Genomic DNA, 6,678 nt, shown 5'->3' with positions numbered 1-6,678 from the left:
ATGTAGCAGATGGTGGCGCTCAGCAAGGTGGGAATCATCAAGACGCCGAACCAACCTACATAAATGCGGTTGTCGGTGGATGTTACCCAGTTGCAAAACTGATCCCACAGGTTGGCGCTTTCGCGCTGCTGTAAGGTTGTGGTCATGGTTTTATGATTGCTTTATTTGGTTTTCAATGTTCGTGACGGCTTTGTGTTCCGCCATGTAAATAAACATAAACCTTTTATTTCAGTTTGTAAAGGGGTTTTAAGCACAATTTTTGTAATAACTGTCATAAGCAGAGCTGATTAGAGGCTATAAAGCTTGCTGTCTGGGGATTTTAAAAGCAAAATGCGGAATTTGCGGGCGATCGCACGAGAAGCAGAATGCTCATAATTTAGCTGGACAACCAGATTCGGGACGGGCGTCAGTGTTAAGATACATGAAGGATTGCGATCGCCAACCGCAAAACTCGTACTGACAGATATATGTTGTTGCGTAAGTCCGATCGATAAAAATCCCAAGGAATGTCCCGCACCATCACATACAGCCCTGCTTATACTCTGGTTCCCACTTACGAGTGTTATAACCGCTGCACCTATTGCAATTTTCGGGCAGAACCCCTGCAAAGTCCTTGGCTGACACTCGCAGAAGCCGAAAAACAGCTTAAGTTGCTGCTTCCTCAAGGTGTAATTGAAATTCTCATCCTCAGTGGCGAGGTACATCCCCAAAGTAAACGGCGAAAAGCTTGGTTGCAGCGGATTTACGATTTGTGCGAACTGGCACTTGCTCTGGGATTTTTGCCGCATACTAATGTGGGGCCGCTCAGTTTTGAGGAGATGGCAAAGTTAAAAGAGGTGAATGTATCGATGGGGCTGATGCTAGAACAGCTTGCCCCAGATTTGTTGCAAACGGTTCACCGACACGCACCGAGTAAAGTGCCGGCGCTGCGGCTGCAACAGTTAGAATGGGCTGGGGAATTAAAGATTCCGTTCACAACTGGTTTGCTGCTGGGAATTGGGGAAAGTGAGGCCGATTGGGTGGAGACATTAGAGGCGATCGCCCGGATTCATTCGCCCTGCAATCACATTCAAGAAGTTATCCTGCAGCCTCACAGTCCGGGAAATCAACAAAGTTGGGACGGCGAAGTTTTTGATGCTACAAAAATGCCGGAAGTAATTGCGATCGCCCGCAGCATTTTACCATCTGAAATCAGGCTGCAAATTCCCCCAAATTTAGTTGCACGGCCAGACATATTACTTGCTTGTTTAGAAGCAGGTGCTAGAGATTTAGGAGGAATTGGGCCGCGGGATGAAGTTAATCCCGATTATCCTCACTTGCAACACCAAACTTTAACAGAAATTTTAGCAGCATCGGGATGGCAACTTGTGCAGCGTTTGCCTGTTTATCCTCAGTACGATAAGTGGCTGCCGCAGACATTGCAAAGTGCTGTCAAACACTGGAGAGTTAGTCCTTAGACACTATCAGGAGACGGCAGTGCCGTTTCCCTACAATATTATTTTGGGGGTAGGGAAACGGCACTGCCGTGTCCAGAGTTGCTATCATTCCGGTGAAACAGGAATTGATATAATATATTGATATTTTAAATCAAAGAACCGCCACCATCAATCCAGACTTCAGTACCTGTGATGAAGCTGGAGGAATGTGATACCAGAAATAACACTAATTGGGCGACTTCTTCGCTAGAACCGGCCGTATTATCCGTCAAAGGAATCATGTCTTGAATGGAATCAGGGTCGACTGGAATGCGCTCGATATGGCGCTTAACGGTGCTTTCCTCAATGGCAGTTAGCACCCCGCCCGGACAGATCACATTGACTCTAATTTGGCAGGCTGCGAGTTCTAGCGCCAGCATTTTTGCAAAGGCTACTTGGGCAGCTTTTGAACAAGCGTAGGCCGTGGCACCAACTTTCCTGAAACTTCTGGTGCCATTAATTGATGATGTAATGACAATCGAACCTCCTTGTTTTTTCAGATGAGGAACAGCATACTTAACAGTCAAAAATGTTCCTCTGAGGTTGGTGTTAATTGTCCGATCCCACTCACCGGGTTCTATCTCCTCTATCGGCGACCATACACCGTTAATACCCGCATTTGCAAACACAATATCAATTCTTTGATATTCGTCAAAAATTGTTTTAAATGCTTGTTGCATTTGCTGAGAATCCCCAACATCTGCAGCAATAGCCAGCCCGCAGCCTCCTTCATTGACCAACTGGCGGACGGTTTCTTGCCCGGTTTCCAAAATGCGATCGATAATAGCAACTTTTGCGCCTTCCTTGGCCATTAAAATTGCTGCTGCATGACCAATTCCCGACCCACCGCCGGTAATAACTGCAACTTTTTCTGAAAGTTTCATATTTTTTTAGATAAATATTTTTTTGGGCGATCGCATAGCATAAAAATAGGATTAGACTGAGAGGACTTTAGTCCTCACTAAAAACAAGTTTCCGTCATCAAAATCGTGAAAGTAAAAAGTAGTTTGAGGTAATAATTATAGCGGTAAGGTGCGCACTGCGCACCCTACTTTAGGCAGAGGAGTACGTCAATTTTAACGCAGTCCTTACTGCTGCGGCACCCAGACCGAAACAGAACCGGCGTTACACCGAAAATCACCCCAACCATCGTCATTAGTTGTGATTGGTTCTTTGATGTGTTCGGTGATGTCAATATAAGTTCGATTCGGTTGCCCTACTTCCATAAACTTGGTGCCCTCGTCTCCGTTACTGAGTACCACAGCCATGCCGCCCGGATGTTCTTCAGTTCCGAGTCGCGTCCAGCCAATGGTATTGGCGTGGTCGAAGTAATCGTACTGATTGCCGTAGGAATAAGTTTGGCGCGCTAACAAGAATTTATCGAGAAGAAACTGATGTTTGTCTAACCAAATCTCGTATTCGTTGCCATCGTTTGCTGTATCCTTATAGTTATCGCCGTAATAGTCCGGGTAAAAAATGCACGGATATCCTTCGCTTCGCAGCAAGATTAAAGCGTAGGCAAGAGGTTTAAACCAAGCCTCGACAACAGATTCTAGGGATTGTAATGGTTGAGAATCATGGTTGTCAACCAAGGTAACGGCGAGGGCTGGTTGCTGTTGGACGAGGGTGTTATCAAAAATTGTTCGCAAGTCGTAGCTATTGCCGGCCTTGCTAGCAGCGTGGAAGTTGTAGTGGAGGGGTGCGTCAAATAAGGTGACTTTACCATCGGTTGCTGTAATGAAGCTGTGCAAAGCTTCCACTTCGTAAGACCAATATTCGCCTACGGCAAATAGGTCGCGTTGGGCATAGTTACGGACGTGTTCCAACCATTCTTGGAAAAATTCTGCTTTAACGTGTTTGACGGCATCGAAGCGAAAGCCGTCAACGTTTGTTGTATCGACATACCACTCACCCCAGTATTTTAACTCCCCGGTGACTTCTGGGTTGTCCATATCTAAATCGCAACCCATGAGGTAGTCAAAATTGCCTTTTTCTAAGTCTACTCCTCGATCGAATTCTTTGCCTTTGAGCAGGTAAACGGCATGGGTTTCTGTGTTGTAAACGTTGTAATCAATGGCGTCAAAATGCCACCAATGCCACTCCATGCTGGAATATTTTTTGTCGCGGCCGGGGAAGGTAAAATGCGTCCAAGCTTTGATTTTTTGATATTCGCCTACGGTGTCATTCCGGTTGTCGGGATTGAAGGGTGTGGCTTCGGATTCTTCTTCTGCATCGGCACCTAATTTGTGGTTGAAGACAACATCGGCATAAATCCTAATTCCTGCATCTTGTGCAGCTTTAATCGCGGCCAAATACTCATCTTTTGTGCCGTATTTCGTGCGTACCGACCCTTTTTGGTCGAACTCGCCTAAATCGAATAAGTCGTAGACGCCGTAACCCACATCCATACCGCCGCCGGTTCCTTTATAGGCTGGCGGCAACCACAGGGATGTAACGCCTTTTTTGGCTAAATCTTTTGCAGATTTCGCTAGCTGATTCCACAGGCTGCCGTCGTCGGGGCTGTACCAGTGGAAATACTGCATCATCACGCCATTTAGTTCAGACATAAATTTAGTTTTTCCTGTTTTGTCAAATTGCGATCGACATTTATGTTCGTAGCTCGCTAGTTTACGTATGTCTGCAATCTATGGTTAATAAATATCATAAAAGATGGGGCTGCTAAAAAAAATCTATCTGTTGATATATTGACAACAGAATCTAAATTTGATACTAATTATTTTAGGCAGACTAAAGAATATTAATGTGGTGGCGATTTTGCAGCAACTCGCTCAACTCTGGTGTTCCAAGTACCGTCGATCGCCAATTCAAGCAATCTAAATCCCGGGGGGATTTCGTCAAGGATAATCGGATGACTTTTCGGTAAAAGCTGGATGCAGGTGCTGGGTGTCCCCAAGTAGGTAACTGAGCCCCGCTGTTGTTGAAATTCTTGGTGAATGTGGCCGCAAAGAACGATTTTGATTTGAGGGTATCGATCGACAATTGCCAAAAATTCATCGGCATTGTGCAGCATCATTCCATCCATTATTTCAGAGTCGATCGGCAAAGGATGATGGTGCAAGGCAATGATAACAGGTCGATCGCCGGTTTGTTGCAGTTGAGAGTCCAGCCAATGCAAGCTATCTGGAGAAAGCCGCCCGCCGTCGCATCCGGCTTCCACACTCGAAAGTAATAGAAATTGCCAGTTTCCTAGCATCCAGGATTTTTCTGGGGAAAGAGGCGACTGATTTAAGATTTCTGCCATGACTGGGATGTTGTCGTGGTTCCCAGGTATCCAGTAGGCGGGTATTCCGAGGGGGGCGATGAGGGAGACTAGGCGCTGGTAGGATTCGGGTGTTTCGTCTTGGGACAAGTCGCCTGTGAGTAGGAGTAAGTCGGGCCGTGGCTGTATCTGTTGCAGGCGATCTAGAACTGCTTGGAGGGTGCGGGCTGTTGAGAGGCCTTTCCATTCTCGATCGAGCTCTGCAAACAAGTGAGTGTCGGTGATTTGGGCGACGAGTAGGGGAGAAACTGGTGTCATGGCTGGTGTTGCGGGTCGTTGCTATAGTTCTAGAGTACCTTCCCACAGGGGTTTTGGCGATATGGGAAAAAAAGGGCGATTCCCTACCCTTCGAGAACGCAGGCGCGTTCGGGATAGCTGCGCTTCACGAAATTTTTGACAGGTATGTTAAAATTTTCGAGATTTGGTGTACTATAAGAAAACGTCAAATTTCAGACGTGACGGCGGCATAGCCAAGTGGTAAGGCAGAGGTCTGCAAAACCTCCACCCCCAGTTCAAATCTGGGTGCCGCCTTTTTTATTTGTGTGAGATGTGGGGCGATCGAGAAGGTTAACAGGATATAGCGAGAGTGCTCAAGTCCACTGCGAAAATCTTCTTGAGTTCTAGCTTTATAACAGCAAACAAAGATGAGCCAAGAATCTGAGTCGAAAACCAGAAAACAGAGAATTAATACTAAGCTGAAGTCACTCAATTGGCAGATTGTCAAATATCGAGATGGGTTGGATACTTCCGCGCTGAAATGCCATGCAGTTGAGGAATATCCTACAGCCAATGGCCCGGCTGATTATGCCTTGTTTGTCAAAGGACGGCTTTTGGGTGTTGTTGAAGCCAAAAAAGTAGCGGTTGGCGCACAAAATGTTTTGGAACAAGCAAAGCGCTACTCGCGGGGGGTGTTTAATGGGATTGGAAATTGGCGAGGCTACCGAGTGCCTTTTCTCTACTCTACGAATGGCGAAAATATTTATTTTCTGGATGTTAGAGGCGAACTCAATATCTTTCGGGAAATTGCCAGTTTTCATACAGCGGATGCCTTAACAGAAATGTTTGAGCATGACCAAGCTGCCAGTTATACTCGGTTGCAGAATACTCCGATTAAGCAAATTGAGAGGCTTCGCCCCTACCAGGAAAAGGCGATCGCTGCCACAGAATCAGCGATCGTCAAAGGCAAACGAGCGATGCTGGTGGCTATGGCCACGGGTACTGGCAAAACCTTTCTCACAGTTGCTCAAATTTATCGGTTGCTAGAGGCGAAGGTTGCCAAGCGGATTCTGTTTTTAGTCGATCGCAGGGCATTAGCAGCACAGGCGATCGCGATCGCAAGACATTTCCTCATAGAACGCCGCAAACACTAACTCTATTCCCAGTACAAACTGCATCCTCTCCCGTTTGGAGGCGAAATGATAACTCCCCCCATCAATTGCAATAATGCAACTCTCCTCTTCTATCTCGCTCAACCATTTTGTCAGATGATTTATGTTTATATACAAGCAAAAACAAGCTAAAGCTAGAGTTGTCAAGTAATATAAAAATCTTTTTCCTCATCACTTGTAAACAAGGTTCTATTTAAAGAGTGACACTCACTTTTTACATAATAAATTGAGCAAAATTTATTATCATTCATTAAAGTTTTCCATCTTCTCCAATAGATATGTCTGATAATAAAAGCTACAAAAGCATGTGGCGTTAGAAGATACTTACTTGGAATCCTTATTTCATTTTGAAAACCTAAGTGTAGATGTGAAGTAGAATGAACAGGTGGATCATGAAGGCTTTCATCATAATCATATCTTACTGGTGTTACAGCATTCTTTAACTTAGCTTCATCTATAACAATAGTTCGGACAGTTTTTAAGCAGCCAGAGTACCATAAGACAAGACTGAAGGAAGGTTAGGGTGATTTAAAAT

7 protein-coding genes, 1 tRNA gene and 1 pseudogene are annotated in these 6,678 nt (G+C 45.4%); 3 read left to right on the top strand and 6 right to left on the bottom strand.

What is annotated here, in order from left to right:
• A pseudogene (locus tag QUA02_RS32560) lies at window positions 1-146 on the bottom strand (photosystem II q(b) protein); the annotation flags it as partial.
• Window positions 147-287: 141 nt separating this feature from the next.
• Window positions 288-503 (bottom strand): hypothetical protein, encoded by a 216-nt coding sequence (locus QUA02_RS32555; protein WP_333033858.1) that lies wholly within the window; start codon window positions 501-503, stop codon window positions 288-290.
• A 3-nt stretch (window positions 504-506) separates the two neighbouring features.
• On the opposite strand from QUA02_RS32555, the gene cofG reads away from it, so the two are divergent.
• Window positions 507-1,457, top strand: coding sequence for a 7,8-didemethyl-8-hydroxy-5-deazariboflavin synthase subunit CofG (cofG, locus tag QUA02_RS32550; protein WP_333033857.1), 951 nt, complete (start codon window positions 507-509; stop codon window positions 1,455-1,457).
• A 125-nt stretch (window positions 1,458-1,582) separates the two neighbouring features.
• Here cofG and QUA02_RS32545 read toward each other — a convergent pair whose 3' ends face one another.
• The 3 genes from QUA02_RS32545 to cpdA form a co-directional block, all read right to left on the bottom strand.
• Complete coding sequence (locus QUA02_RS32545; protein WP_333033856.1) at window positions 1,583-2,359, bottom strand: SDR family oxidoreductase; 777 nt, start codon at window positions 2,357-2,359, stop codon at window positions 1,583-1,585.
• Window positions 2,360-2,563: 204 nt separating this feature from the next.
• The gene (locus QUA02_RS32540) at window positions 2,564-4,042 is read right to left on the bottom strand and encodes an alpha-amylase (RefSeq protein WP_333033855.1); all 1,479 of its coding nucleotides are present in this window, start codon (window positions 4,040-4,042) and stop codon (window positions 2,564-2,566) included.
• Between the two features lie 191 nt (window positions 4,043-4,233).
• The gene (cpdA, locus tag QUA02_RS32535; protein WP_333033854.1) at window positions 4,234-5,013 is read right to left on the bottom strand and encodes a 3',5'-cyclic-AMP phosphodiesterase; all 780 of its coding nucleotides are present in this window, start codon (window positions 5,011-5,013) and stop codon (window positions 4,234-4,236) included.
• 202 nt (window positions 5,014-5,215) lie between these two features.
• Here cpdA and QUA02_RS32530 point away from each other — a divergent pair.
• Together QUA02_RS32530 and QUA02_RS32525 are read left to right on the top strand one after the other, a co-directional pair.
• A tRNA-Cys gene (locus QUA02_RS32530) sits at window positions 5,216-5,286 on the top strand.
• Between the two features lie 113 nt (window positions 5,287-5,399).
• Window positions 5,400-6,125 (top strand): DEAD/DEAH box helicase family protein, encoded by a 726-nt coding sequence (locus QUA02_RS32525; RefSeq protein ID WP_333033852.1) that lies wholly within the window; start codon window positions 5,400-5,402, stop codon window positions 6,123-6,125.
• Between the two features lie 161 nt (window positions 6,126-6,286).
• On the opposite strand, the gene QUA02_RS33795 is transcribed toward QUA02_RS32525, so the two are convergent.
• Entirely contained in the window at window positions 6,287-6,601 is a 315-nt protein-coding gene (locus tag QUA02_RS33795) for a DUF2290 domain-containing protein (protein ID WP_445305248.1), read from the bottom strand.
• Between the last annotated feature and the right edge of the window lie 77 nt (window positions 6,602-6,678).

This window comes from Microcoleus pseudofavosus SVA1_A4 (genome assembly GCF_036700565.1).
Taxonomy (GTDB): Bacteria; Cyanobacteriota; Cyanobacteriia; order Cyanobacteriales; family Microcoleaceae; genus Microcoleus.
Note: the sequence above shows the minus strand (reverse complement) of the source record. Positions and strands in the feature narration are given on the sequence as shown.

Bases quoted from the DNA above. Each gene is read 5' to 3' on its own strand.
- cofG (WP_333033857.1), top strand. From the start codon at position 507: ATGTCCCGCACCATCACATACAGCCCTGCTTATACTCTGGTTCCCACT.
- QUA02_RS32545 (WP_333033856.1), bottom strand. From the start codon at position 2,359: ATGAAACTTTCAGAAAAAGTTGCAGTTATTACCGGCGGTGGGTCGGGA.
- QUA02_RS32540 (WP_333033855.1), bottom strand. From the start codon at position 4,042: ATGTCTGAACTAAATGGCGTGATGATGCAGTATTTCCACTGGTACAGC.
- cpdA (WP_333033854.1), bottom strand. From the start codon at position 5,013: ATGACACCAGTTTCTCCCCTACTCGTCGCCCAAATCACCGACACTCAC.
- QUA02_RS32525 (WP_333033852.1), top strand. From the start codon at position 5,400: ATGAGCCAAGAATCTGAGTCGAAAACCAGAAAACAGAGAATTAATACT.